A 23648-nucleotide genomic window follows, 5' to 3' on the forward strand; every position below is an offset into this window, starting at 1 on the left:
AATCATGCTCCAAGGCTTATCCATTCTGCGCTACAAGCTATATTTACGATAGCTAATCCATTCCATCATGCACCCGGTTGCGGCCTGCCGCCTTGGCGCGGTACAGGTTCGCATCCGCGCGCGCCAGCAACTGTTCGGGGGTGTCTTCGGCGCCGGGCACCACACAGGCCACCCCGGCACTCACCGTGACCACGGGCGCAATCGGCGAGCCGCGGTGTTCCATCTGCCGCGCATGCACGGCCCGGCACAGCGCCTGCGCCTTGGCGCGCGCGCCGTCCAGGTCGCACTCGGGCAGCAGGCAGACGAATTCCTCGCCGCCGTAGCGGGCCACGAGGTCGTGCGACCGCCCCAGGCCGCCGCGCAGCGCGGCGGCCACGGCGCGCAGGCAATCATCGCCCTGCTGGTGGCCATACAGGTCGTTGAACTGCTTGAAATGGTCGATGTCCACCATCACCACGGACAGGGGCTGGCCGCTGCGCCGGCAGCGCCGCCATTCGGCCTTGAGGGTGCGGTCCAACTGGCGGCGATTGGCCAGGCCCGTCAGCCCGTCCATGAAGGCCAGCTTGCGCAGCAGTTCATGTTGCGCGCGCTGCTCGGTCACGTCCACGAACGTGGCCATGCAATGGTCTCCAAACGCGAGCCCGCCGATGGTCATCGTATGCAGCCTGCCGTCGCGGTCGGTGACGCGGTATTCCCTGTCCGCGATCTCGCCCCCCTGCGCGCCTGCCTGCGCCAGGTCTGCGTTCCACGCGGCGATGACCTGTTCGCGGTAGTGCGGATCGGGATAGGCGCGCGGCCACCACTGCCCCAGCGTGGGCACCTCGGCTTCGGTGTAGCCGAACAGGTCCTGGAAGCGCCGGTTGCGAAAGTAGATCACGCCCGCGGCATCGATCATGCACAGCCCGATGGGCATCTCCTGCATCAGATGCGTGAGCAGGCGCTCGGTTTCCTGCAGCTGCAGCGCCTGCTGCTTGGCCAGCGTCACGTCGTGGATATAGCCATGCCACAGCACGGCGCCCGAGGCCGTGCGCGCGGGCCGTGCCTGGCCGCTGACCCAGCGCTCGCGCTCCCCGGGCACGAGCACGCGGTACTCGGTGCGCCACAGCTCCAGGGTCTGCGCGGATGCCAGCACGCTCTCGCGCAGCGCCTGCAGGTCGTCGGGGTGGATGCGCGCGAAGACCTGCTCCGCATCCACGCACAGGGCCTGCGGGGGAAGCCCGTAGATGTCCTGCACCCCGGGGCTGGCGTACGGGAAGTGGCTGCGCCCGTCGGGCTCGCGCTGGTATTGGTACAGCGCGCCGGGCACGTTCTCGGCCAGGCGGTCCAGCGTCTCCTGGTGCTGCCGCTGCGCGGTCACGTCCGTGTGGGTGCCGATGAGCCGGGTGGGTCGGCCGCTGGCGTCGCGCGCGGTCACCTGGCCGCGGTCCTGCACCCATTTGTAGCTGCCGTCCTTGCAGCGCATGCGGTGCACGTTCTCATAGACCGCCGTTTCACCCGCCAGGTGGCGCGCCACGTCGGCGTTCACGCGCGCCAGATCGTCGGGATGCACGCGGCTTTCCCATTCCTGCAGGCTGTCGCCGATGTCGCCTTCCGCGTAGCCGAGCATGGTCTTCCATACCGGCGAGAAATACACCGTGCCCGCGGCCACGTCCCAGTCCCACACGCCCTGCTGGGTGGCGTGCAGCACCGCCTGCCAGCGGGCCTGCAGCGCGGCCTCCTGGGCGGCCAGCGCCTGCTCGCGGCGCCACAGCTGGCGGCGCCGGCGCTGCATGAAGCCCAGGCCCAGCCCAATGGCAACCCCCGTCAGCAGCCATGCCACGCCCAGCGTCCAGGCCCGCGCGCGCCAGGCGGCGAACACCTGGCTCCAGTCCCGCGCAACGGCCGCAACCAACGGCTTGTCCATGTGCAGGTGGGCCGGAAAGATGGTGCGCAGCGCCACCAGCCGCTCGGCCGGGTCCGGCTCCATCGCGCCGACGAAGAGGCTTTCCATCCGCCCGCTGTCCAGGTGCGCCTGAAAGAGCGTGCCGGGCTGCGCCAGCGTGGCGCCCAGCAGCCCCGCCCGTTCGGGCACGCGCAGGAAGCGCACGCCGTCGCCGTGCACCAGGGTGCTCTCCACGTCGGGGGCGTAGCGCACGGAATCCAGCAGGGTCTTGAACTCCTCGGGGTCCAGCGTCGCCGCGACCACGCCGCCGGGCAGCCCATCTTCCGCCACCACCGGGCGCGACAACGTGATGGCCCAGATACCCAACACCGTGCGCATGGGCGCGCTGACGATCAGCGAGGGCTGCTCGCGGCTTGCCAGTCGCCGCGCCGACTGGAAGTAATCGCGGTAGGCGAGGTTCTCTCCGAGCAACTCGGCACGGCTGGAGGCGACCACCGTACCCTCGGCATCCAGCACGGTCAGCGTGCGCACGCCGGTCATGGCGTCGCTGAAGGCCCGCAGCCGCTCGTTGAATGGCAAGGCGCCTTCAGGGCGCGCGCGCCACTGCGCCAGGTTCGCAACAATATCCCCCAGCGCCTGGTTCACGGCATGCAGTTGGCGCTCCAGGTTCTCATGGACGATATGCACCTGGTGCGCGACCTGCTGGCGCTCGCGTGCCTCGGTGTCCCGCCGCTCCAGGATCAGCACGACCGCAATCAGCGCCCCCAGCGCCAGCCACAGGCCCGCCAGCAACCACCACTCCCTGCGAAAACGCTCGGCCTGCGTATCCGGTCTCTCGCGCAAGGCAACTCCTCCATGCGGGCACGATAAGAATGGCCGGGTAACCGCCTCAGACAAGGCTCATCGACGCGGCCCGATGACTTTCATGGGCCCAGTATGCCGCCACCGCCCCAACCCCGGGGGACGCCCGGCCTGCGGCCGTCAGGCGAACAGCTGGGCCAGCGCCCGCCCCGGGTCGGGCGCGCGCATGAAGGCCTCGCCCACCAGGAACGCATTCACGCCGGCATCGCGCAGCGTGTGCACATCCACCGGCGCAAGGATGCCGGACTCGGCCACCAGCAGGCGGTCGGCAGGCACTTCCTTCTTCAGGTCCAGCGTGGTCTGCAGGCTGACCTCGAAGGTGCGCAGGTTGCGGTTGTTGATGCCCACGAGCGGCGTCTGCAGGCGCAGCGCGCGCTCCAGCTCGGCGCCGTCGTGCACCTCCACCAGCACGGCCATGTCCAGGCTGCGGGCGATCTGCTCCATCTCGGCCATCAGGCCATCCTCAAGGCAGGCGGCGATCAGCAGCACGCAGTCCGCTCCAAAAGCGCGCGACTCGTAGATCTGGTACGGATCGATCATGAAGTCCTTGCGCAGCACCGGCAGCGGGCAGCTGGCGCGTGCCTGCTTCAGGTAATCGGGCTGGCCCTGGAAGAACTGGCGGTCGGTCAGCACCGACAGGCAGGCCGCGCTGACCTTGCCGTCGCCCTCGGCGTAGCTTTGCGCGATGTCGGCCGGGATGAAATCCTCGCGGATCACGCCCTTGCTGGGGCTGGCCTTCTTGATTTCGGCGATCACGCCGGCCTGGCCCTGGTCGATCTTGGCGCGCAGCGCGCCCACGAAGTCGCGCGTGAGCACGCGGCTCTCGGCGTCGCGGCGCATGTCGGTGAAGGACACGCGCTTTTGCGCGGCGGCCACTTCCTCGACCTTCACGTCGCAGATTTTCTTCAGGATGTCCGACATGCTTGCTTCCTTGCTCCCCGCAGGGAGCGTCAATGGTGACGGCGCGCACTGGCGCCAGCGCCCGTCCCGCTCATTCGCGCGGAGGTACCGGGCCCTTGTGGCCTTGCGTGGGCGGTGCCGGGCCGCGCACCACCTTCATGATGATGCGGTGCATCACGATGCCCACGACGATGAACAGCAGCGACACGCCCAGCACGATCCACGTCGCGGGGTCGTTCCAGATGGGAGCGTCCAGCAGGCTCATCGCCGTGCGCTCAGGCCGCGAGCTTCTGGGTGTAGGCGACCAGCTGCTGCAGCTTGGCCAGGGCCGCGCCGCTGGCCAGGGCCTGCTGGGCGCGGCGCAGGCCGTCTTCCAGCGAGTCGGCCACGTTGGCAGCATACAAGGCGGCACCGGCATTCAGGCAGACGATGTCGCGCGCCGGGCCTTCGTCGCCCTGCAGCACGCCCATCAGCATGGCCTTGGATTCGGTCGGGTTCTCCACGCGCAGCGCCCGCGTGCCTGCCATGCGCAGGCCGAAGTCCTCGGGGTGGATCTCGTACTCGCGCACCGCGCCGTCTTTCAATTCGCCCACCAGCGTGCCCGCGCCCAGGCTGATTTCGTCCAGCCCGTCACGGCCGTAGACCACCAGCGCGTGCTCGGCGCCCAGGCGTTGCAGCGCACGCACCTGGATGCCCACCAGGTCTTCGTGGAACACGCCCATGAGGATGTTGGGCGCACCTGCCGGGTTGGTCAGCGGCCCCAGGATGTTGAAGATGGTCCGCACGCCCAGCTCCTTGCGCACCGGCGCCACGTTCTTCATGGCGGGGTGGTGGTTGGGCGCGAACATGAAGCCGATGCCCACGTCGCCAATGCACTGCGCGATCTGCGCAGGCTGCAGGTTGATGTGCACGCCCAGCGCCTCCATGGCGTCGGCGCTGCCGCTCTTGCTGCTGACGCTGCGCCCGCCATGCTTGCTGACCTTGGCGCCCGCGGCGGCGATCACGAAGGTGGCGCAGGTGGAGATGTTGAAGGTGTTGGCGCCGTCGCCGCCCGTGCCCACGATGTCCACGAGGTGCTTGGTGTCGTGCACCTGCACCTTGTGGGAGAACTCGCGCATCACCTGCGCGGCGGCGGTGATCTCGCCGATGGTTTCCTTCTTCACGCGCAGGCCGGTGGTGATGGCCGCGGTCATGACGGGCGAGAGTTCGCCGCTCATGATCATGCGCATGAGGTGCAGCATCTCGTCGTGGAAGATCTCGCGGTGCTCGATGGTGCGCTGCAGCGCTTCCTGGGGGGTGATGGGGGTCATGGAAGTACCTCTATTTTGATAGCTGCTTGCGCTTGCTGTATATGCATTTCAAGCATTTTTCGCAGTGAATTCGTTGACAGGCAAGCGCTGGCAGCTATTATTTTTGATCCAGGAAGTTCTTGAGCATCGCGTGGCCGTGCTCGGTGAGGATGCTCTCGGGGTGGAATTGCACGCCCTCGATGGCCAGCTCGCGGTGGCGGATTCCCATGATCTCGCCGTCGTCCGTCCAGGCCGTCACCTCCAGCACTTCGGGGCAGCTCGCGCGCTCGATGGACAGGGAGTGGTAGCGGTTCACCGTGAACTGCTTGGGCAGCCCGGCGAACACGCCCGTCTGCGTGGTGGTGATGACGCTGGTCTTGCCATGCATGAGTTGCTGCGCCCGGATGATCTTGCCGCCGAAGGCCGCGCCAATGCTCTGGTGGCCCAGGCACACGCCCAAGATGGGGAGCTTGCCCGCGAAGTGCTGGATCGCCGCCACCGAGATACCCGCCTCGGCCGGCGAGCAGGGCCCGGGCGAGATCACCAGCCGGTCGGGCGCACGCGCGGCAATGCCCTCCAGCGTGATCTCGTCGTTGCGAAACACCTCGACTTCGGCGCCCAGCTCGCCGAAGTACTGCACGATGTTGTAGGTGAAGCTGTCGTAGTTGTCGACCATCAGCACGCGCGTCATGGCGTCACCTCCTGGCCCTTGCGGCCCTCTGCGCACAGGCGCGCGAATTCACGGTGTTCGTAGGCGATGTAGGCCTCCATCATGCTGCGGTAGATGGCCTCGATCACGTCGGGCTCGCCGCCCTCGGCCGCCGCACGCGCACGCACGCGCTGCACGATGGCCTCGATGCGCGCTTCGTCGCGCACCTGGTCTTCGCGCGGCTTGTTGAGGGCAGCCTGGGTCATGTAGCCGCCGCGCTCCACGAGCAGCGGCACCAGGATGTCGTCCAGCGCGTCGATGCGCGCGCGCACCTCGGCCATGCTGGCGCAGGGCTGGGTCTTGTCGATTGCACGGGTGGTCATTCCAGCCCCTCCTCCACCAATTCGGCCGCACGCAGCAGGGCGCGCGCCTTGTGTTCCGTTTCCTTCCATTCGAGCTCGGGCACCGAGTCGGCCACCACGCCGGCCGCCGCCTGCACGTAGAGCGTGCCGTCCTTGACGATGCCGGTGCGGATGGCGATGGCCACATCCATGTCGCCCGCATAGCTCAGGTAGCCGCAGGCGCCTCCGTAAAGGCCCCGCTTGCTGGGCTCCAACTGGTCGATCAGTTCCATGGCGTGCACCTTGGGCGCGCCGGTGAGCGTGCCGGCCGGGAAGGTGGCCTTGAGCACGTCCATGCTGGTCATGCCGTCGTTGAGGATGCCCTCCACGTTGCTCACGATGTGCATCACGTGGCTGTAGCGCTCCACCGCGAAGGCCTCGGTCACCTTCACGGTGCCGGTCTTGGCGATGCGGCCGATGTCGTTGCGCGCCAGGTCGATCAGCATCACGTGCTCGGCGCGTTCCTTGGGGTCGTTCACCAGCTCCACTTCGGTGGCCTTGTCGGCCTCTGGCGTGGCGCCGCGCGGGCGCGTGCCGGCCAGCGGGCGGATGGTGACCTTCTGGCCCTCGGGCGTGCTCTCCTGGCGCACCAGAATCTCGGGGCTGGAGCCCACCACCTGGAAATCGCCGAAATTGTAGTAGTACATGTACGGCGACGGGTTCAGCGAGCGCAGCGCGCGGTACAGCGACAGCGGCGATTCTGTGTAGCGCTTGTGGATGCGCTGGCCCACCTGCACCTGCATGAAGTCGCCCGCGGCGATGAGCTCCTTGGCGCGCTCCACGGCTGCCAAGTAGTCGGCCTTGGCAAAGCTGCGCTGTGCGGTGTGGCTCTCGGTGGGCCGCACCACGGGCGCGCTCACGGAATACTTGAGCTGGTCCTTCAGCTCCCGCAGGCGCTTCTTGCCCTTGGCATAGGCCTCGGGCTGGGCCGGGTCGGCGTAGACGATGAGATACAGCTTGCCCGAGAGGTTGTCGATGACCGCCAGTTCCTCACACTGCAGCAGCAGGATGTCGGGGCAGCCCAGCGTGTCGGGCGGGCAGGTGGCCTCTAGCTTTTTCTCGATATAACGCACCGCGTCGTAGCCGAAGTAGCCCGCCAGCCCGCCACAAAAGCGTGGCAGCCCCGGGCGCAGCGCCACCTTGAAGCGCTCTTGGTAGGCGGCAATGAAGTCCAGCGGGTTGCCCGGGTGCGTCTCCACCACTTGGCCGTCGGTCACCACCTCGGTGCGCGCCGCATCGCCGAAGCCGCTGGACCGCAGCAAGGTGCGCGCAGGCAGGCCGATGAAGCTGTAGCGCCCGAAGCGCTCGCCGCCGACGACCGACTCCAGCAGAAAGCTGTGCTTGCCGTCGCCTTTGCCATGGGCCAGCTTGAGGTACAGGGAGAGAGGGGTTTCCAGGTCCGCAAAGGCTTCCGCCATCAGCGGGATGCGGTTATAGCCTTCGCTTGCCAGGCTTTTGAATTCCAGTTCAGTGATCACAAGAAGATTCCCAGCTCGTGCGGCGCGGTCGCTGGCTGCGCCAGTGCGCCGCAGGATCATTCAGAGGAGTCGGCCCCGTGCAGGACAGCACGTGTGGGGCCACGGGCGCACGCTGGGGAGGCGCCCAGGTGCAGTCAGGGGTTCAACGACGCAGGCTTGCGCCAGGGCCAGGCTCCCCGGTCGCTGCAACCTGTGATGAACGTGTGGTGAATGAACATGGACCCGCAGTGTAGCAAAGCACTTTGTCACCTGCGCGGTGGATGCTGCAGCGCATCCACGCGAAAACCCTATTGCCGACCGCCCCTCGATGGCGCAACATTTAGAAACGAACGAGCGTTCTTTTTTGGAGTTGCGCAATGCCCTTCACCCGTCGTCGCACCCTGCAGTGGGGTGCTCTGGCCCTTCCCCTGTGCCTGGCGCTTCCGGCTCCCGCATCGACGGAGCCGACGACCGCAGCCGGCGTCAAATTCGAGCCCACCCTCGACCTGGGCGGCAGCAAGCTGCAACTCAATGGCGCCGGAGTGCGCTACAAGGCCGTGTTCAAGGTGTATGCCGCAGGCCTGTACCTGGAGAAGAAGGCGTCCACGCCTGCCGAGGTCTACGCGCTGCGCGGCCCCAAGCGCATCAGCGTGACCATGCTGCGCGACATCGACTCCACCGAACTCGGCAAGCTGTTTTCGCGCGGTATGGAAGACAACATGGACAAGGCCGCCTTTTCCAAGCTCATCCCGGGCGTGCTGCGCATGAGCCAGATCTTTTCGGAGCACAAGAAGCTCATGGCGGGCGAACAGTTCGTCGTGGACTGGCTGCCCGGCACGGGCACGCAGGTGACGGTGAAGGGCGTCCCGCAGGGCGAACCGTTCAAGGAGCCCGAATTCTTCAACGCATTGCTGGGTATCTGGCTCGGCAGCCAGCCGGCCGACTGGAAGCTCAAGGACGCCCTGCTGGGCAAGGAATAAAGCCCATCGACCCACGCAGTGACGATGCGCAGAGAAAGCATGCCATTGCCCCTTTGATGGCGTTTTCAGCCATCTCCCCTTGGCGATACACTTTATTGCAATTGCGCAGCAAGGGGCCTCTATGCATCTCAGCAACCTCAAGGTCGGCACGCGCCTGGCCTTGTCCTTCGGCTTGGTTCTGCTCATCACCGTGGTCATCGCGGCGGTAGGCATATGGCGTTTGAGGTGGTCACCGCCATTCGCCGCGTGACCGACATCATGGGGGAGATCAGCGCCGCCAGCAGCGAGCAAAGCGCGGGCGTGGCCCAGGTGGGCGAGGCCATCACCCAGATGGACCAGGCCACGCAGCAGAACGCCGCGCTGGTCGAGGAGATGGCCGCCGCCGCCAGCAGCCTCAGCGGCCAGGCCCGCGAGCTCGTCGAGGCCGTCGCCGTGTTCAAGCTGGCGCAGAAGGCCTCCGCCCTGCCATGCATGGCGCCCGTGCATGCCCCGGCCGTGCCGGCTCCCGTACCCGCCACCTCCGCGACACCCGCCGCCCCTGCCCGGCCCGCCACGCCGCCGGCGTCCGCCCGGGCGCCGACCGCCGCCTTGGCACGTCCGGCGGCAGCGCGTCCTCAACCCGCGCAGGCGGCCCGCACGGCTGCCGACAACGACGAATGGGAGAGCTTCTGAGGACCCGGGCGCCCCGCGCGGCGCCCATGGCGCGCATGCGGCCGGAGGAATTCAGCTAGGGCCTGTTCACACTATTTTTGCCAGATGCGTTGCGATCAAAAAGGGCCAGGCGCAAGGCGCCAAACGAAGCTGGGGTGCTACCCCAGCGAGGCTTGGCAACGCCGCGAATGGCCCTTTTTGATCGCAACCCGGAGGGAACGGAGTGAAAACCGCGCCATTCGTCGTTGCCCTCCTAGCCAAGGCCCCGGCCTTGGCGTCGTCACGCGCCTAGATTGGCGCGGTTTTCACGCCATTCGCACTGGCAAAAATAGTGTGAACAGGCCCTAGCGATCAGCTCGGTGAGCGCATCCACGTAGCCGTCCGCGTCCACGCCGCGCACGGGCTGGCCGTGGTTGTAGCCGTACGTCACCAGCACCACGGGGCAGCCCGCCGCACGCGCGGCCTGGGCATCGTTGCTGGAGTCGCCGATCATCAGCGTGCGCGCGGGCGAGGTTCCCACCGCCTCGCAGGCCTTGAGCAGTGGCAGCGGGTCGGGCTTCTTGCGCGCGAACGCATCGCCGCCGAACACGTGGGTGAAGAAGCCGTCCAGCCCTTTGGCGCGCAGCAGAGGCCGGGCGAAGTCGGTGGGCTTGTTGGTCAGGCACACCAGCGGCCGACCGGTGCGGTGCAGCGCCGCAAGCCCTTCGGCCACGCCGGCGTACAGCGCCGCATACTGGCCGTTGATGGCCAGGTAATGGTGCTGGTAGCGCTCCCACGCCTGGGGATACAAGGCCTCGGCCTTTGCTTCCAATTGCATAGCTGTCAGCGCTTGCTGGTCGGGCGCTAGAACGTGTTTCAACACTGAACGCAGGAGATGCTCCGACCCCTTGCCGACCATGCGCTCGATCGCCCCCGGCGCGATGGCGGGCAGCTGCAGGTCGCGCAGCATGCGATTGAGCGCCTCGGCAAAATCGCCCAACGTATCCACCATGGTGCCGTCGAGGTCCACGATCGCGGCGTCGGTGCGCGCGAGCAGCGCGGCGAGGTCTTGTTGCACCCGTTCCATCCCTTGTCCTTGTCAGTCATGCATTGAGCGCGGGCAGTGTATGCGCTGTCCGACCCGTCCGACACACCACGGCGCCGCATGCGGACAGACGCCTTCCGGGTGGCGCCCTACGCTGGACAGCCATTGTTGGAACCGTCAAAACCATCGCCCTTCAGGAGGTCATCCCATGGCATTGCATCGATTCACCGCCCTGCTTCCCGCCGCATTGCTGCTGTGCGCCGGCGCGGCGCAGGCTGCCAACGAAGTGCGCAGCCAGTACAGCAGCGACCGTGCCGCCTGCGCGTCCGTGCCCGCGGAAAGCCGCGCCGCCTGCGTACGCGAGGCAGGGGCGGCCGCCCAGGCCGCGCGCACGGGCCAGCTGTCCAGCAGCGACACCAGCATCTATGAGCGCAACGCGCTGGCCCGCTGCGAGGCCTTCAAGACTCCACAGGACCGGTCCGATTGCGAGGCGCGCGTGCGCAGCAGCGCCACGGTGTCGGGCTCGGTGGAAGGCGGTGGCGTGCTGCGCGAAGCCACCACGCCGGTGCAATAGGCTTTTTCAGCGGATTGCGATCAAGCCGCGCGGCGGCGCCTCACGCCAGTTCGGCGCGCATGGCGTCGATCACCGCCTTGTAGTCGCTCTTGCCGAAGATGGCGCTGCCTGCAACGAACGTGTCCGCGCCCGCATCCGCCACCCGGCGGATGTTGTCGGCCTTGATGCCACCGTCCACCTCCAGGCGGATGTCCTTGCCCGAGGCCTCGATGCGCCTGCGGGCCGCTTCGATCTTGCGCAGCGTGCTGTCGATGAAGCTCTGTCCGCCAAAGCCGGGGTTCACGCTCATCAACAGGATCAGGTCGATGTCCTCGATCACCCAGTCCAGCACGTCAAGCGGCATGGCGGGGTTGAAGGTCAGGCCCGCCTTGCAGCCCTGCGCGCGGATGTTCTGAATGCTGCGGTGCACGTGCGCCGAGGCATCGGGGTGGAAGCTGATGAGGTCCGCCCCCGCCTTGGCAAACGCCGTGGCCAGTTCGTCCACGGGCTGCACCATCAAGTGCACGTCGATCGGGACGGCGTGCCCTGCGGGCGTCACGGCATGGGGCTTGAGGGCCTGGCACACCATGGGGCCGAAGGTGAGGTTGGGCACATAGTGGTTGTCCATCACGTCAAAGTGGATCCAGTCGGCGCCGGCGGCGATGACGTTGCGCACTTCTTCGCCCAGGCGGGCAAAGTCGGCAGACAGGATGGAGGGGGCGATGCGGTAGGTGCGGCTCATGGCCGCGATTGTCGCAGTTGACGCCGCCGCGGCGCGACGGTCGCATGCCGGGCACAGCCGGGGCGGGGCATTAGCAGGCCTTGTGCGACGCGGGACTCACCATCGCCGCTACCATTGCACGATGCCGAAATACCAGTTCCAGGTGGAGGTGCAACCGCAGTACCTTCCCGACCAGTCCGCGCCCGACGAAGGCGTATACAGCTTTGCCTACACCATCACGATCACCAACACGGGCGACGTGACCGCGCAGCTGATTTCACGCCACTGGATCATCTCCGACGCCAATGGCCACACCGAGCAGGTCAAGGGCCTGGGCGTGGTGGGCCAACAACCGCTGCTCAAGCCCGGCGAGGCATTTCAGTACACCAGCGGCTGCCGCCTGCGCACCGCCAGCGGCAGCATGCACGGCAGCTATTTCTGCGTGGCCGAGGATGGTGAGCCGTTCACCTGTCCGATCGAGCTGTTCGTGCTGGAGGCCTTCTCGCCCGGCCAACCGGGCCAGCCCATGGCGGCAAGGGTGCTGCATTGAGCCGCAGCGGCCCTGACCTGGCGCAGCTGCTCGCCGGGATCGACCCGACCGCACCGCTGGCACAGCGGCACCTGCAACTCATCGCCGTGCTGGATTGGGTGCGCGGCGACGGCCAGTCCACGGAGGGCGCCGCAGGCCGCGTGGCCCTGCTGGTCGAAGCGGCGGAACGCTCGCCCGACATCCAGGTGCGGCTGCAGGCCTGGTGGGCAGCGCTCACGCAGCAGGTGGACATCACCACGCTGCTGGCGGACTTCGGCTTTGCCCAGCGCACCTCCATGGCCAGCGAGCTGGCCGAGCGCGTGCGCTACAAACTGCTGCCCTCCAGCCCCGAAACGCTGGATGCGTCGGAGTTGTTCATGCTGGCGCTGCCTGGCGATTTCGACGCGCGCTGGCTGGCGTCGCTGGACGAAACCCTGCTGGGCCGCCTGCTGGCCGTGCTGGTGCCCGCCAGCGAGCAGGGCGGCGCCAGCCATTGGCAGCGCGCGCTGCTGGACGCCATCACCTACTGCGCCGGGCAGATCCTGTCCACCGGCTTTGCGCCCGAGCTGCGTCTGCGCATGAGCGAAGAGGCGCGCGAGGCCCAGCCCTTTCATGCGCTGATCCGCGATGTGGAGAGCCTGCGCGTGGAGGTGGAGCACCCGCTGCGCACCGGCGACCGCCTACAGGAAGCCGTGCAGCGCCTGCGCGAGCGCCTGGACGCCTGCCGCGCCGCCACCAACACGGTGTATGCGCACTTCGAGGACAACGGCATCTCCGTGGGCCTGGTGTTTCGCCTGCGCCAGCTGCGCGAGCGCATCCTGCGCGTGCGCGAGCTGCTGGAATGCCTGCTGTCGCCCCGCCCCGCCGTGGCGGCGGCCAAGTTCCTTGCGCGCCTGGTGACCGTGGGGCGCGAGCGGCGCAGCCTGCGTGCGCTGGTGGCGTCCAACTCGTCCATGCTGGCGGCCAAGGTCGCCGAGCGCAGCGCCGAGACGGGCGAGCACTACATCACCCGCACGGCGGGCGAATACCTGGCCATGGTGCGCAAGGCGGCGGGTGGCGGGCTGGTGATGGCCTTCACCACGCTGGCCAAGTTCGGGCTGTACGCGCTGGCGCTGTCCGCGTTCTGGGGCGGCTTCATGGCGGGCGTGAACTACGCCGTCAGCTTCGTGCTGATCCAGCTGCTGCACTTCACGGTGGCCACCAAGCAGCCCGCCATGACGGCACCCGCCATGGCCGCCAAGCTCAAGGACCTGGACGAGGCGCAGGGGCTGGAATCCTTCGTGGACGAGGTCGCGCATCTCGTGCGCTCGCAGGTGGCCGCCGTGCTGGGCAACGTGCTGTTGGTGTTCCCCGGGGCGCTGGCCCTGGCGCTGCTCATCGCGCAGATGCTCGGGCAGCCGGCCATCGGCACGGCCCAGGCGGAACACGTGCTGCAGTCGCTGCACCTGCTGGGCCCCTCGCTGCTGTTCGCGGCCTTCACCGGCGTGCTGCTGTTCGCGTCCAGCATTTTCGCGGGCTGGGTGGAGAACTGGTTCGTATTGCGCCGGCTGGACTCGGCCATCCAGTACAACCCGCGCATCACGCACATGCTGGGTGCTGCACGCGCCGCCCGCTGGGCGCGCTTCCTGCGGGGCAACATCTCGGGCTTTGCGGCCAACATTTCGCTCGGCTTCATGCTGGGGCTGACGCCGGCCTTTGCCGCGTTCTTCGGGCTGGGCCTGGATGTGCGCCACGTTACGCTGTCCACCGGGCAGATCGGCGTGGCCAGCGCCACATTGGGCATGGACGTGCTGCACCAGCCGGCTTTCTGGTGGGCCGTGGCCATGGTGCCCTTCAACGGTGCGCTCAACGTCCTCGTCAGCTTCTACCTGGCGTTCCGCCTGGCATTGCGTGCGCACAACGTGGGCAGCGTGGACCGCGCGCGCATCTACCGCGCGCTGCTGGCGCGCTGGCGCAGCGCGCCGCTGGGCTTTTTCCTGCCCCCGCGCCGCACCGTCTGATAAGGTGCGCCCACCGCAGGCTGCGCGCCGTCCTACAGAAGCAACGCGACCGCTGCAGATACATTCAGTTAACAGCCTGGGAACGTAGTCACGTTCCACGCAGCCGCAGCGCGCACCCTTGGCGCAGGCTGCGCCCGGGCATCCAGCGGGCCTGCCCGCACGAGACAGAGGATCTACAACAATGAATGAGCTGATGAGCTTTTGGGCGCAGTGGCTGCGCCCATCGGCGGGGTTGCCCACGGTGCAGTGGTCGCTGCTGCTGGCCGTGGCCTCCATCACGGGCTATCTGGTGCAACGCTACAGCGGCCTGCCCAAGGTCGTGGGTTACACGCTCGTGGGCACCATCGTGGGCCTGCTGGGCTTTGGCGGCGCCGTGTGGCCGCTGCAGGGCATTGGCCTGTTCCTGGTGGAGCTGGGCGTGGCCGTGGTGCTGTTCGAGGCGGGCGGTCGCATTCCGCTGCGCTGGTTCCGCCATAACCCCATGGTGCTGGTGCAGAGCATCGCGGAGTCCGCCTTCACCTATTTCGCGGTGTACTGGACGATGCTGTGGTTCGACGTACCCGAGCGCGCCGCCGGCCCGCTGGCCCTGGTCGCGATGGCGGCATCACCGGCGGTTCTGACGCGCGTGGTGTCCGACACGCGCGCCGCCGGCCCCGTGACCGACCGTGCCGTGGTGCTCGCAACGCTGTCGTCCCTGTATGCGCTGGCGCTGGGCAGCGCGCAGGCCGAGCTCATCAACCGCCCCGGCGTGGGCCTGGTGGGCACGCTGTATCCCGCGCTGGTGGTGCTGGGCGTTTCTGTGGCCGTGGGTGCGCTGCTGTCGCTCATCCTGCGCCTGGCGTTGCGCGTGATGAGCCCGACGAGCGAGAACACCTCCATGCTGCTGATGGCCCTGATCGCCGCCAGCACCGCCGTCACCGCGCACATGGGCGGCTCGGCCCCGCTGGCCGCGCTGCTGGGCGGCATGCTGCTCAAGCAGCTGCACCCGCGCCCCTGGGCCTGGCCGCGGCAGATGGGCACCGCCTCTTCGCTGCTGACGATGCTGATGTTCGTGCTCGTCTCCACCGTCGCCGCGCAGGCCGACTGGAGCGGCCCGGTGGTCGGCGCCGTGCTGGCGCTGATCTTCGTGCGCCTGCTGGCCAAGGCGCTGGGCGTGGGCGTGGGCAACGTGGGCAGTGGCGCCAGCTGGCGCCAGGCCCTGTGGCTGAGCTGCGCCATGGCGCCGATGTCGGCCATCGCATTGCTGGTGGCCTCGCAGTTCGTGGTGGCCTCGGCCTCCACGGGCCACCTGATCGCGCGCATCGCCCTGCCGGCCATCCTGGTGATGGAAGTGCTGGGCGCAGTGATCGCCACCGTGGCCATCTACCGCGCGGGCGAAAGCTCCAAGCCCTGGGCGCCCCTGAGCAGCCGCGGCAGCAACACCGGAGACACCCAACGTGAGTCTTGAAGCCTTCCACCATTCCGAGCCCCTGACGCTGGGCGTCGAGCTGGAACTGCAGCTCGTGAGCACCAACGACTACGACCTCGCGCCCTACGCCGAGGACATGCTGCGCCTCATGAAGAAGGTGCCGCTGCCCGGCAGCGTGGTGCCCGAGATGACCAACAGCATGATCGAGATCTCCACCGGCGTGTGCCACAGCAGCTCCGAGGTGCTGGGCCAGCTCACGCAGATCCGCGACGCGCTGGTCAAAAGCGCCGACAAGCTCAACATCGCCGTGGTGGGCGGCGGCACCCACCCGTTCCAGCAATGGCACGAGCGGCGCATCTACGACAAGCCGCGCTTTCAGGAGCTGTCGCAGCTGTACGGCTACCTGAGCAAGCAGTTCACCATCTTCGGCCAGCACGTGCACATCGGCTGCCCCGACGCCGACTCCGCCCTGCTCATGCTGCACCGCATGAGCCGCTACATCCCGCACTTCATCGCGCTGTCGGCCTCCAGCCCGTACGTGCAGGCGCAGGACACGCAGTTCGACTCCGCGCGCCTCAACTCGGTGTTCGCGTTCCCGCTGTCGGGCCGCGCGCCCTGCGTACTCACCTGGAGCGAGTTCGAGCAGTACTTCAACAAAATGACGCGCACCGGCGTGGTCAAGAGCATGAAGGACTTTTACTGGGACATCCGCCCCAAGCCCGAGTACGGCACCATCGAGATCCGCGTGTTCGACACGCCGCTCACCATCGAGCGCGCCGCGGCGCTGGCCGGCTACGTGCAGTCGCTGGCCGCGTGGTTCCTGGCCGAGCAGCCCTTCACCCCCACCGAAGACGACTACCTCGTCTACACCTACAACCGCTTCCAGGCCTGCCGCTTCGGACTGGACGCGGTGTACGTGGACCCCGCCAGCGGCGACCACATGCCGCTGCGCGACCACATCCTGCAGACGCTGGACCACGTGGCGCGCTACGCCGGCACGCATGGCGCATCGGGCGCGCTGCACATGCTGCGCGGTGAGACCGCGCTGGGCCAGAACGACGCCCGCTGGCTGCGCGAGCGCCAGCGCGAAGAGCAGTTGCTGGCCGAGGTCAGCCGCCAGGCCGCGCTGCGCTTTCGCGGGCACGACATCTGAACGCGGCAGCCGCCCATGGGTGAGTTCGACCTGATTGCGCGCTACTTCACGCGCCCGGTGCGCCGTGCGGCGCTGGGCGTGGGCGACGACTGCGCGCTGCTGTCGGTCACGCCCGGCATGCAACTGGCCGTGTCCAGCGACATGCTGGTCGAGGGCCGCCATTTCTTTGCCGACGTGGACCCCGCGCACCTGGGCCACAAGGCGCTGGCGGTGAACCTGTCGGACCTGGCCGCCTGCGGCGCCAGGCCGCTGGCCTTCACGCTGGCGCTGGCGTTGCCGCGCGTGGATGCGCCCTGGCTGCAGGCGTTTGCGGACGGCCTGCTGCGGCTGGCCGACGCGCACCAGTGCGAGCTGGTCGGTGGCGACACCACGCAGGGGCCGCTGAACCTCTGCGTCACCGTGTTCGGCGAAGTGCCCACGGGCCAGGCCCTGCTGCGCAGCGGTGCGCGGGTGGGCGACGACATCTACGTGAGCGGCACGCCCGGCGAGGCGCGCCTGGCGCTGGATGCGCTGCGCGGCCGCCTGGCGCTGCCGCCCACCGCCCTGCAGCAGCTGCGCCCACGGCTGGAGCAGCCCACACCGCGCGTGGCGCTGGGTCTGGCGCTGCGCGGCGTGGCCAGCAGCGCCATCGACGTGAGCGATGGCCTGCTGGGCGACCTGGGTCACATCCTGAAGGCCTCGGGCGTGGGCGCCTGCGTGGACGCCACCGTCGCTACCAATTTGCTAGCTGCCAGCGCCCAGCAGGCGGGCGCTGCAGCCGATTTTGACGCACAAACGCTGATGCAATGCGCGCTGGCCGGCGGCGACGACTACGAACTGGTCTTCACCGCCCCTCCCGCACAGCAGGCCGCCGTGCAGGCCGCCGCGCAGGCCAGCGGCACGCGCGCCACGCGCATCGGCCGCGTCGAGCCCGCGCCCGGCCTGCGTGTGGTGGACAGCCAGGGGCAGCCCGTGGCGCAGCACTTCGCCTCGTTCGACCACTTCGCCTGACCGCTCCCGCTACCGGGCCGGCGCCGCTGGTAGCATCGGCCGGCCCTTGCATCCTTGCCGCCCATGCCCGATACGCCGCCCCCCACCCCGCTGCCGCCCCACGCCCTGCGCCGCTTTCTGTTCGTGCACCCCGCGCACTGCATCGCGCTGGGCTTTGGCAGCGGACTGTCGCGTGTGGCACCGGGCACGGTGGGCACGCTGTGGGGGTGGCTGGCGTTCCTGGTGCTGCAACTGTGGCTCACGCCGCGCGGCATGGGGCTGCTGATCGCGCTGTCGCTGCTGCTGGGCTGGTGGGCCTGCACCGTCACCGCACGCCACATGCGCGTGGCAGACCCCGGACACATCGTGTGGGATGAGATCGTCGCGATCTGGATCGTGCTGTGGCTGGCCATGCCCATGGGCTTCTGGGGCCAGCTCGCCGCCTTTGCGCTGTTCCGTTATTTCGATGCCGCCAAACCCGGCCCCGTGGCCTGGGCCGACCGGTTGTTCAAGGGCTTCGGCTGGCGCGGCGGCCTGGGGATCATGCTGGACGACCTGGTGGCCGCGTTCTGCACGCTGCTGGTGATCGCGCTGTGGCGCCACTGGTTCGGGTGAATGCCATGGAACTATCAAAAATAGAGCTGCCAGCGCTTGATGGACGAGCGCTGGAGGCCGATTTGATTCATATCTCCACCACGCTGCTCGCACGCGGCTGGATGCTGGCCACGGCCGAGAGCTGCACCGGCGGCCTGATCGCCGCCGCCTGCACCGACCTGTCGGGGTCGAGCCAATGGTTCGAGCGCGGCTTCGTCAGCTATTCCAACGCCGCCAAGACCGCGCTGCTGGGCGTGCCCGCCGATCTCATCACGGCCCACGGCGCCGTGAGCGAGCCCGTGGCCCGCGCCATGGCCGAGGGCGCCGTGCGCCACAGCGCCGCGCAGGTCAGCGTGGCCGTGACGGGCGTGGCCGGCCCCACGGGCGGCAGCCCGGACAAGCCGGTGGGCACGGTGTGGTTCGGCTGGTGCGTGGCGGGCGCCATCCATTCGGAGCTGCGGCGCTTTGCCGGAGACCGCGCCGCCGTGCGCGCCGCCACGGTGCGCCACGCGCTGGGGCGGCTGGCGCAGTTGCTGGCCCAGCTGCCCGCCCCTTCGCGCTCCTGACGGTCCCACTGGGCCTGGCGGCGCCGTAGCACCTGGGCAGGCCCAGAGCGCAATACCGGGCCACCGGCTGCGTGCCGCCCACTCAATGCCGGCGAGTCGAACCGTGCCGCGTCAGGCCGTGCCGCGTCAGGCCGTGCCGCGTCAGGCCGTGCCGCGTCAGGCCGGGCCGCGCCAGGCCAGCTACACCAGGCAAGGCCGCGCCAGGCGAGCCACACCTGGCCACAGCCGCGTCAAGCCGCGCCGCAGCACTTCTTGTACTTCTTGCCGCTGCCGCAGGGGCAGGGGTCGTTGCGGCCGGGCTGCTCGCCCTTGACGATGGTTTCCTGGCGCGGACCCAGGCTGCGCCAGAGCTGGCGCAGGTCGTACACGCCCCAGATGGCCTCGCCAAAGACCTCCAGCCGCTCCTGGCTGGTGCTGGGTGGGCCGTCCTCGGCGTACATGCAGATCTCGGGCTTGCCGGTGTCGTCCTCGGTGAGGGCGACGATGGATTCGAGCGCGCCGTCCAGCCACTGGGCGGCTTCCTTGTCGCGCGGGGTGGCCCAGTCCTCGGGCCAGTTCTCCACGGCGAACATGAAGCCCAGCGCCCAGACCTGGCCGAAGGAAGGAATCTCCTGCCCCGCCATCTCGGCGCGCTCCTCCTCGGGCAGGCTGGCGATGGCGCCGCGCATGTCGATCACCTCGGGCTGGAAGGCGTTGTCGGCGTCCAGCGATTCGGCCTGCTCGTCCAGTTGCGCCTGCACTTCGGCGCGGCGCAGCTCCCACAAGGCAAGAAAGCGCTCCTGCTGCGCCAGGTCCTTGAACGTGGGCACCAGCGGCAGGGGCTCGCCTTCGGCCACGTCCAGCTCCAGGCCGTCGCCCAGCAGCATGGGCAGCCATTCCGCCGCGGGCACGGGGCGGCGCGTGCAGACCAGCGCCGTCAGGAAGCCGTCGCAGAACTCCCACTGCGGCACATCTTCCTCACGCGTGCGCAGGTCGTCCAGCAGGCTGTCGAGTTCGTCCAGTTCATCCGGCCCCAGGGCGGGGACGGCGGCGGATGCGGGGGTATCGGAGGTGGCGTTCATGCGGAATCGGGCGGGGCTTGGACCCGCGGGCTAAGGAGGAGGAGAAACGGGGCCCCAGGAGGCCTGAGGCGCGCAGTGTAACGCCGCAGGCCGCGCATCAGCTATTGTATTAATAGCTGTTCGCGCTTATCACACAATCGCTAGAGCTTGATTTGGCCTAAAAACAGAAACGCCCCATGCCAAGGCAATGGGGCGCAGCGGTCGGTACCAAAGGGCCGTCTGGGCGGCCCACCCAGCCTTATTGGCTGGCGATTTCCAGATGGGCCTCGCGGGCTTCTTGGATGAACTCGAGGATCAGACGGACGGCTTCGCGCATGGTGTGGTTTCCTGACTGAGATGCTCATCCGGTGCGGAACGGCGCGCATCTCATACGCCGACCAACACCGGGTTAACCACTAGGTGTTAACCCTTAGGCGTAAGTATAAACCACAATCCACTTTTGTGCTGCAGCGCAGCGAAGGCTGGGGCGATCAGGGCGCGGCTACTCCTCTGCCGTCCACTCCACCCGGGCCCCCAGGCTGCGCAGGTTCTCCACGAAGTGCGGGTGCGCGCGGCGGATGGGCGTGGCGTTGCGGATCTCCGAGCGCCCCGGGATGCTGGCCGCCACCATGAACAGCGCGATCGCCACGCGGATGATGTAGGGGCTCTCCACCACCGCCGGCGCGAGCGGCCCGCCACCGAAGGTGACGATGCGGTGCGGGTCGGACTGGTACACATGCGCGCCAAACTTGGACAGCTCGCCCGTCCAGCCTAAAGCGCCGTCGTACACCTTGTTCCAGAACATGGCGTTGCCCTGCGCGCGCACGCCCAGCGCGATGAAGATCGGCAGCAGATCCACCGGGAAATAGGGCCAGGGTGCTGCCTCCACCTTGGTCAGCACGTTGGGGGTGAAGGGCGTCTGCACCGTGAGCGGCCCGTCCACGAAGGCGCGCGACCAGCCGTCCCGGTGCTCCACGCGCACGCCAAACTTGGCAAACGTGCGGTCGATCAGCGGGAAGTTCTCCGGTGCGCTGTTCTTCACCACCACGTCGCCGCCGGTGATGGCCCCCAGCGCCAGGAAGGTAGTGATCTCGTGAAAGTCCTCGGCAAAGCGGAATTCACCGCCCCCCAGGTCGCCGCCGCCGTGCACCGTAAGCCGCGAGGTGCCCACGCCCTCGATCTGCGCGCCCAGCATTTGCATGAAGCGGCAGAACTCCTGCACGTGCGGCTCGGACGCCGCGTTGGTCAGCGTGGAGGTGCCCTGCGCGGCCACGGCGCACAGCACGAAGTTCTCGGTGGTGGTCACCGAGGCATAGTCCAGCCAGTGGTGCACCGGCGTGAGCATGCCTACGCGGCGCACCAGCAGCGAGCCCTCGGCCCGCTCCACCTGGCCGCCGAAGCTGCGAAAGACCTCCACATGCGGGTCGATCTCGCGCACGCCCAGGGTGCAGCCCTTCACGTTGTCCTCCAGCCGCGCCACGCCGAAGCGCGCCAGCAGCGGCGGCACCAGCATGATGGACGAGCGCATCTCCTCGGGCAGGCGGTGCGTGGCGGCGTCGAAATGCGTGGCCTGGTGGTGCAGTTCCAGCGTGGCGCTGGCATGGTCCCAGCGCACCTCGCTGCCCAGGGTGCGGAAGATCTCCAGGATCTTGCGCACGTCGGTGATGTCGGGCACGCCCACCAGGCGCAGCGGCGCGCGCGTGAGCAGCGTGGCGCACAGCACGGGCAGCACCGCGTTCTTGTTGGCCGAGGGGGTGACGCGGCCACGCAGCGGCGTGCCGCCATGCACGATCAGGTTGGACATGGTTCGCAAATCTCTTCAAAAACAATAGCTGCCACCGCATGCGTGTCCTGCGTCAACAGCCGTTTGCGCATGCAAAGCACAGCCTTGTCCTTGGACACGATGATGGCGCGGTGCGCGACCGCCAGGTCGATGAACTTCTGGTCGTCCGCGTCCTTGCAGGCCCAGGGCGCGCGCGGCGCCACCTCGACCAGGCGCACGCCCGCGTCGAACGCCGTCAGTACGTCATCCGCGCCCACGCCGTAATACGCCATGCGCGGCTGCAGGTGGGTGTACTGCAGCACGCGCTCCAGCTCGTCCCGCATGTGCTGCGTGGCAATCCAGTCCAGGCGCTGGGCATGCAGCAGCGCACGCACGGTGGCCACGGCCGCGTCGGCGAAGATGAACAGGTCGAGCACGATGTTGGTGTCCAGCACCACGGCACGCACGCTCTCGCCCGCCGGCGCCACGGCGGGCAGGCGCAGCTCAGGACGCATCCGAGGCTCCGCCGGCCGGCGCACCGTTGGCCGCGCCGCCCTCCCCCGTGTGGCCGGCGCGCGGCCGATCCCGCACGGCGCCCGCCACGAGGTCGAAGCGGAACAGGCGGCATTCGATGGGGCCGTTCCACAGCGGCACGCGGCGCGACTCCTTCAGGCGCATCTTCCCGGGCAGCTTGAGGTCGGGCGTGAGCATCCAGGCCTGCCAGCCGGCGTAGTGCTTCTTCCAGTGCGCGGCCAACTGCGCGAAGAAGTCCACGCCGTCCTCGGTCTGCGCCGTCTCGCGGCCCATGCGCTCGACCGTGGACATGCGCTCACGCGCATTGCGCCCCGCCGTGCCGGCCGCGGCGATGCGCTCGCCATACGGCGGATTCAGCAGCATCACCCCGGGTTGTTCACTGGGCGGCATGCGCTGCAACGCGTCGCCGCCGCGCAGCTGCACCGCGTCGGCCACGCCGGCGCGCGCGGCATTGCGCTGGGCAAAGTCCACCATGCGGTGCGACACGTCGCTGCCAAAAATCGGCACCGAAGCCGCGGTAACGGCGCTGGAAGCTTCTTCCTTGATAGCAGACCAGACATGCGCCTGGTGCGGCAACAGCTTCTCGAAGGCAAAGCGCCGCTGCAGCCCCGGCGCGATGCGGCAGGCGATCTGCGCGGCCTCGATGACCACGGTGCCGCTGCCGCAGCAGGGGTCGTACAGCGGCAGCGGCTGCTCGCCATGCGGGTCCCAGCCGGTGGCGGCGATCATGGCGGCGGCCAGCGTTTCCTTGAGCGGCGCGTCGCCCTTGTCCTCGCGCCAGCCGCGTTTGAACAGCGGTTCGCCCGAGGTGTCGATGTAGATCTGGGCGCGGTCGCTGGTCAGGTGCAGGTGCACGCGCACGTCGGGCCACTGCGTCTGCACGTCGGGGCGCACGCCGGCCTTGGCGCGGAAGCGGTCGGCCACGGCATCCTTCACGCGCAGCGCGGCGAAGTTCAGGCTCTTGAGCGGGCTGTGCTGCGCCGTCACCTCCACCTTGAAGCTCTGGCGCGGGGTGAACCAGATCTCCCAGGCCACGTCGGCCGCGGCGGCATAGATGTCGTCCTCGTTGCGGTAGGGCCGCTCGGCCAGTTGCACCAGCACGCGCTGCGCCAGGCGGCTGTGCAGGTTCAGGCGCAGCGCATCGCGCCACGAGGCGCGCAGCAGCACGCCCGCGCGGCCCACGAGCAGGTCCTGCCCGGCCAGCCCCGTGAGGCTGTGCACCTCGTCGGCCAGATAGCCCTCCACGCCAGCGGCGCAGGGCAAGAAGAGTTGAAGCTGGTTCATTGCGGCTGTGCTGCGCGCTGCAGCAATGGCTGGAGCACGGATTCAGGAATGGGTGCGGGCTTGCGGGCCGCCCGGTCGATGAAGACGATGCCGGTCTTGCCGCGCGCGATCTCGCGCCCCTGGCTCTTCTCGGTCATCCGGAAGACGAGGTCGAAGCCGTAGAGGTTGAAATCCTGCGGCGTCATCTCCACGCGCAGCGTCTCGCCGTGGAACGCCTCGGACTTGTACTGCGCCACGATGTCGCCCACCACGGTGGACAGGCCCGCCACGTCGGCCTCGGGGTAGCCCAGCGACTTGAAGAAACGCACACGCGCCTCGGACACGAGGCTGAGCAACTGCGCGTTGTCCAGGTGCCCGCCCTGGTTGACATGGCTGATGTAGATCTGCAGCTCGGTACTGAAGCCGAAGTGCGGGGGAAGGTCAAAGACGACGCGTGCCATG

23 protein-coding genes and 1 pseudogene are annotated in these 23648 nt (G+C 68.5%); 10 read left to right on the forward strand and 14 right to left on the reverse strand.

What is annotated here, in order from left to right:
- Positions 1 to 52: 52 nt before the first annotated feature.
- From I3K84_RS11170 to trpE, 7 genes are all read right to left on the reverse strand, one after another.
- On the reverse strand, positions 53 to 2725 hold the full coding sequence (locus tag I3K84_RS11170) for a diguanylate cyclase (RefSeq protein ID WP_196994516.1): 2673 nt from the start codon (positions 2723 to 2725) through the stop codon (positions 53 to 55).
- Between the two features lie 138 nt (positions 2726 to 2863).
- Positions 2864 to 3664 carry an indole-3-glycerol phosphate synthase TrpC gene (gene trpC, locus I3K84_RS11175; RefSeq protein WP_103738514.1) on the reverse strand — a complete coding sequence of 267 codons (801 nt, stop codon included), beginning with the start codon at positions 3662 to 3664 and terminating at the stop codon, positions 2864 to 2866.
- 70 nt (positions 3665 to 3734) lie between these two features.
- Positions 3735 to 3908, reverse strand: coding sequence for a hypothetical protein (locus I3K84_RS11180; RefSeq protein WP_172205614.1), 174 nt, complete (start codon positions 3906 to 3908; stop codon positions 3735 to 3737).
- 10 nt (positions 3909 to 3918) lie between these two features.
- A complete protein-coding gene (gene trpD, locus I3K84_RS11185) occupies positions 3919 to 4953 on the reverse strand; it encodes an anthranilate phosphoribosyltransferase (protein WP_011803832.1) in 1035 nt (344 codons plus the stop codon).
- A gap of 97 nt (positions 4954 to 5050) precedes the next feature.
- Positions 5051 to 5623 carry an aminodeoxychorismate/anthranilate synthase component II gene (locus I3K84_RS11190; protein ID WP_012655422.1) on the reverse strand — a complete coding sequence of 191 codons (573 nt, stop codon included), beginning with the start codon at positions 5621 to 5623 and terminating at the stop codon, positions 5051 to 5053.
- Positions 5620 to 5964, reverse strand: a complete 345-nt coding sequence (locus I3K84_RS11195; RefSeq protein ID WP_011803830.1) for a chorismate mutase — start codon at positions 5962 to 5964, stop codon at positions 5620 to 5622. Before I3K84_RS11195 ends, I3K84_RS11190 begins: the two co-directional genes overlap by 4 nt.
- Positions 5961 to 7460 (reverse strand): anthranilate synthase component I, encoded by a 1500-nt coding sequence (trpE, locus tag I3K84_RS11200; protein WP_041835856.1) that lies wholly within the window; start codon positions 7458 to 7460, stop codon positions 5961 to 5963. Before trpE ends, I3K84_RS11195 begins: the two co-directional genes overlap by 4 nt.
- Before the next feature lie 356 nt (positions 7461 to 7816).
- On the opposite strand from trpE, the gene I3K84_RS11205 reads away from it, so the two are divergent.
- Both I3K84_RS11205 and I3K84_RS11210 read left to right on the forward strand, forming a co-directional pair.
- On the forward strand, positions 7817 to 8419 hold the full coding sequence (locus I3K84_RS11205) for a chalcone isomerase family protein (protein ID WP_011803828.1): 603 nt from the start codon (positions 7817 to 7819) through the stop codon (positions 8417 to 8419).
- 222 nt (positions 8420 to 8641) lie between these two features.
- A pseudogene (locus tag I3K84_RS11210) lies at positions 8642 to 9091 on the forward strand (hypothetical protein); the annotation flags it as partial.
- A gap of 259 nt (positions 9092 to 9350) precedes the next feature.
- Here I3K84_RS11210 and gph read toward each other — a convergent pair.
- Positions 9351 to 10136 (reverse strand): phosphoglycolate phosphatase, encoded by a 786-nt coding sequence (gene gph / locus I3K84_RS11215; RefSeq protein ID WP_011803826.1) that lies wholly within the window; start codon positions 10134 to 10136, stop codon positions 9351 to 9353.
- 166 nt (positions 10137 to 10302) lie between these two features.
- On the opposite strand from gph, the gene I3K84_RS11220 reads away from it, so the two are divergent.
- Complete coding sequence (locus tag I3K84_RS11220; RefSeq protein WP_011803825.1) at positions 10303 to 10668, forward strand: hypothetical protein; 366 nt, start codon at positions 10303 to 10305, stop codon at positions 10666 to 10668.
- Between the two features lie 40 nt (positions 10669 to 10708).
- Here the strand turns inward: I3K84_RS11220 and rpe are convergent, their stop codons facing one another.
- Positions 10709 to 11389 (reverse strand): ribulose-phosphate 3-epimerase, encoded by a 681-nt coding sequence (gene rpe, locus I3K84_RS11225; protein WP_011803824.1) that lies wholly within the window; start codon positions 11387 to 11389, stop codon positions 10709 to 10711.
- 121 nt (positions 11390 to 11510) lie between these two features.
- On the opposite strand from rpe, the gene apaG reads away from it, so the two are divergent.
- From apaG to I3K84_RS11260, 7 genes are all read left to right on the forward strand, one after another.
- A complete protein-coding gene (apaG, locus tag I3K84_RS11230; RefSeq protein ID WP_047349333.1) occupies positions 11511 to 11918 on the forward strand; it encodes a Co2+/Mg2+ efflux protein ApaG in 408 nt (135 codons plus the stop codon).
- Positions 11915 to 13897: a site-specific recombinase gene (locus tag I3K84_RS11235; protein WP_172205580.1), complete on the forward strand. Its 1983-nt coding sequence runs from the start codon at positions 11915 to 11917 to the stop codon at positions 13895 to 13897. The genes apaG and I3K84_RS11235 overlap by 4 nt, the downstream gene beginning before the upstream one ends.
- Positions 13898 to 14078: 181 nt before the next feature.
- Positions 14079 to 15344 carry a cation:proton antiporter gene (locus tag I3K84_RS11240; RefSeq protein WP_011803821.1) on the forward strand — a complete coding sequence of 422 codons (1266 nt, stop codon included), beginning with the start codon at positions 14079 to 14081 and terminating at the stop codon, positions 15342 to 15344.
- Positions 15334 to 16458 (forward strand): YbdK family carboxylate-amine ligase, encoded by a 1125-nt coding sequence (locus I3K84_RS11245; protein WP_012655413.1) that lies wholly within the window; start codon positions 15334 to 15336, stop codon positions 16456 to 16458. Before I3K84_RS11240 ends, I3K84_RS11245 begins: the two co-directional genes overlap by 11 nt.
- Positions 16459 to 16473: 15 nt before the next feature.
- Entirely contained in the window at positions 16474 to 17448 is a 975-nt protein-coding gene (thiL, locus tag I3K84_RS11250) for a thiamine-phosphate kinase (protein ID WP_196994517.1), read from the forward strand.
- 63 nt (positions 17449 to 17511) lie between these two features.
- Positions 17512 to 18042: a phosphatidylglycerophosphatase A gene (locus tag I3K84_RS11255; protein WP_011803818.1), complete on the forward strand. Its 531-nt coding sequence runs from the start codon at positions 17512 to 17514 to the stop codon at positions 18040 to 18042.
- A gap of 5 nt (positions 18043 to 18047) precedes the next feature.
- Positions 18048 to 18587, forward strand: coding sequence for a CinA family protein (locus tag I3K84_RS11260; protein ID WP_196994518.1), 540 nt, complete (start codon positions 18048 to 18050; stop codon positions 18585 to 18587).
- A gap of 230 nt (positions 18588 to 18817) precedes the next feature.
- Here the strand turns inward: I3K84_RS11260 and I3K84_RS11265 are convergent, their stop codons facing one another.
- From I3K84_RS11265 to I3K84_RS11285, 5 genes are all read right to left on the reverse strand, one after another.
- Positions 18818 to 19648, reverse strand: a complete 831-nt coding sequence (locus I3K84_RS11265; RefSeq protein WP_135149295.1) for a YecA family protein — start codon at positions 19646 to 19648, stop codon at positions 18818 to 18820.
- 481 nt (positions 19649 to 20129) lie between these two features.
- Positions 20130 to 21431, reverse strand: coding sequence for a UDP-N-acetylglucosamine 1-carboxyvinyltransferase (locus I3K84_RS11270; RefSeq protein WP_011803815.1), 1302 nt, complete (start codon positions 21429 to 21431; stop codon positions 20130 to 20132).
- A complete protein-coding gene (locus I3K84_RS11275; RefSeq protein WP_196994519.1) occupies positions 21419 to 21904 on the reverse strand; it encodes a putative toxin-antitoxin system toxin component, PIN family in 486 nt (161 codons plus the stop codon). The genes I3K84_RS11270 and I3K84_RS11275 overlap by 13 nt, the downstream gene beginning before the upstream one ends.
- On the reverse strand, positions 21894 to 23207 hold the full coding sequence (locus I3K84_RS11280; RefSeq protein WP_196994520.1) for a class I SAM-dependent RNA methyltransferase: 1314 nt from the start codon (positions 23205 to 23207) through the stop codon (positions 21894 to 21896). Before I3K84_RS11280 ends, I3K84_RS11275 begins: the two co-directional genes overlap by 11 nt.
- Positions 23204 to 23647: a thioesterase family protein gene (locus tag I3K84_RS11285; RefSeq protein ID WP_172205570.1), complete on the reverse strand. Its 444-nt coding sequence runs from the start codon at positions 23645 to 23647 to the stop codon at positions 23204 to 23206. The genes I3K84_RS11280 and I3K84_RS11285 overlap by 4 nt, the downstream gene beginning before the upstream one ends.
- Position 23648 lies beyond the last annotated feature (1 nt).

Source organism: Diaphorobacter sp. JS3051 (genome assembly GCF_015832135.1).
Classification (GTDB): domain Bacteria; phylum Pseudomonadota; class Gammaproteobacteria; order Burkholderiales; family Burkholderiaceae_C; genus Diaphorobacter; species Diaphorobacter nitroreducens.

Excerpts from the sequence above, each read along its gene's own strand:
- apaG (WP_047349333.1), top strand. The coding sequence starts at position 11,511 with ATGCCGAAATACCAGTTCCAGGTGGAGGTGCAACCGCAGTACCTTCCC.
- I3K84_RS11255 (WP_011803818.1), top strand. The coding sequence starts at position 17,512 with ATGCCCGATACGCCGCCCCCCACCCCGCTGCCGCCCCACGCCCTGCGC.
- I3K84_RS11275 (WP_196994519.1), bottom strand. The coding sequence starts at position 21,904 with ATGCGTCCTGAGCTGCGCCTGCCCGCCGTGGCGCCGGCGGGCGAGAGC.
- thiL (WP_196994517.1), top strand. The coding sequence starts at position 16,474 with ATGGGTGAGTTCGACCTGATTGCGCGCTACTTCACGCGCCCGGTGCGC.
- trpD (WP_011803832.1), bottom strand. The coding sequence starts at position 4,953 with ATGACCCCCATCACCCCCCAGGAAGCGCTGCAGCGCACCATCGAGCAC.
- I3K84_RS11180 (WP_172205614.1), bottom strand. The coding sequence starts at position 3,908 with ATGAGCCTGCTGGACGCTCCCATCTGGAACGACCCCGCGACGTGGATC.
- I3K84_RS11220 (WP_011803825.1), top strand. The coding sequence starts at position 10,303 with ATGGCATTGCATCGATTCACCGCCCTGCTTCCCGCCGCATTGCTGCTG.
- I3K84_RS11240 (WP_011803821.1), top strand. The coding sequence starts at position 14,079 with ATGAATGAGCTGATGAGCTTTTGGGCGCAGTGGCTGCGCCCATCGGCG.
- I3K84_RS11190 (WP_012655422.1), bottom strand. The coding sequence starts at position 5,623 with ATGACGCGCGTGCTGATGGTCGACAACTACGACAGCTTCACCTACAAC.
- I3K84_RS11205 (WP_011803828.1), top strand. The coding sequence starts at position 7,817 with ATGCCCTTCACCCGTCGTCGCACCCTGCAGTGGGGTGCTCTGGCCCTT.
- I3K84_RS11260 (WP_196994518.1), top strand. The coding sequence starts at position 18,048 with ATGGAACTATCAAAAATAGAGCTGCCAGCGCTTGATGGACGAGCGCTG.
- I3K84_RS11280 (WP_196994520.1), bottom strand. The coding sequence starts at position 23,207 with ATGAACCAGCTTCAACTCTTCTTGCCCTGCGCCGCTGGCGTGGAGGGC.
- I3K84_RS11270 (WP_011803815.1), bottom strand. The coding sequence starts at position 21,431 with ATGTCCAACCTGATCGTGCATGGCGGCACGCCGCTGCGTGGCCGCGTC.
- gph (WP_011803826.1), bottom strand. The coding sequence starts at position 10,136 with ATGGAACGGGTGCAACAAGACCTCGCCGCGCTGCTCGCGCGCACCGAC.
- I3K84_RS11265 (WP_135149295.1), bottom strand. The coding sequence starts at position 19,648 with ATGAACGCCACCTCCGATACCCCCGCATCCGCCGCCGTCCCCGCCCTG.
- I3K84_RS11195 (WP_011803830.1), bottom strand. The coding sequence starts at position 5,964 with ATGACCACCCGTGCAATCGACAAGACCCAGCCCTGCGCCAGCATGGCC.
- rpe (WP_011803824.1), bottom strand. The coding sequence starts at position 11,389 with ATGAGCCGCACCTACCGCATCGCCCCCTCCATCCTGTCTGCCGACTTT.
- I3K84_RS11285 (WP_172205570.1), bottom strand. The coding sequence starts at position 23,647 with ATGGCACGCGTCGTCTTTGACCTTCCCCCGCACTTCGGCTTCAGTACC.
- trpC (WP_103738514.1), bottom strand. The coding sequence starts at position 3,664 with ATGTCGGACATCCTGAAGAAAATCTGCGACGTGAAGGTCGAGGAAGTG.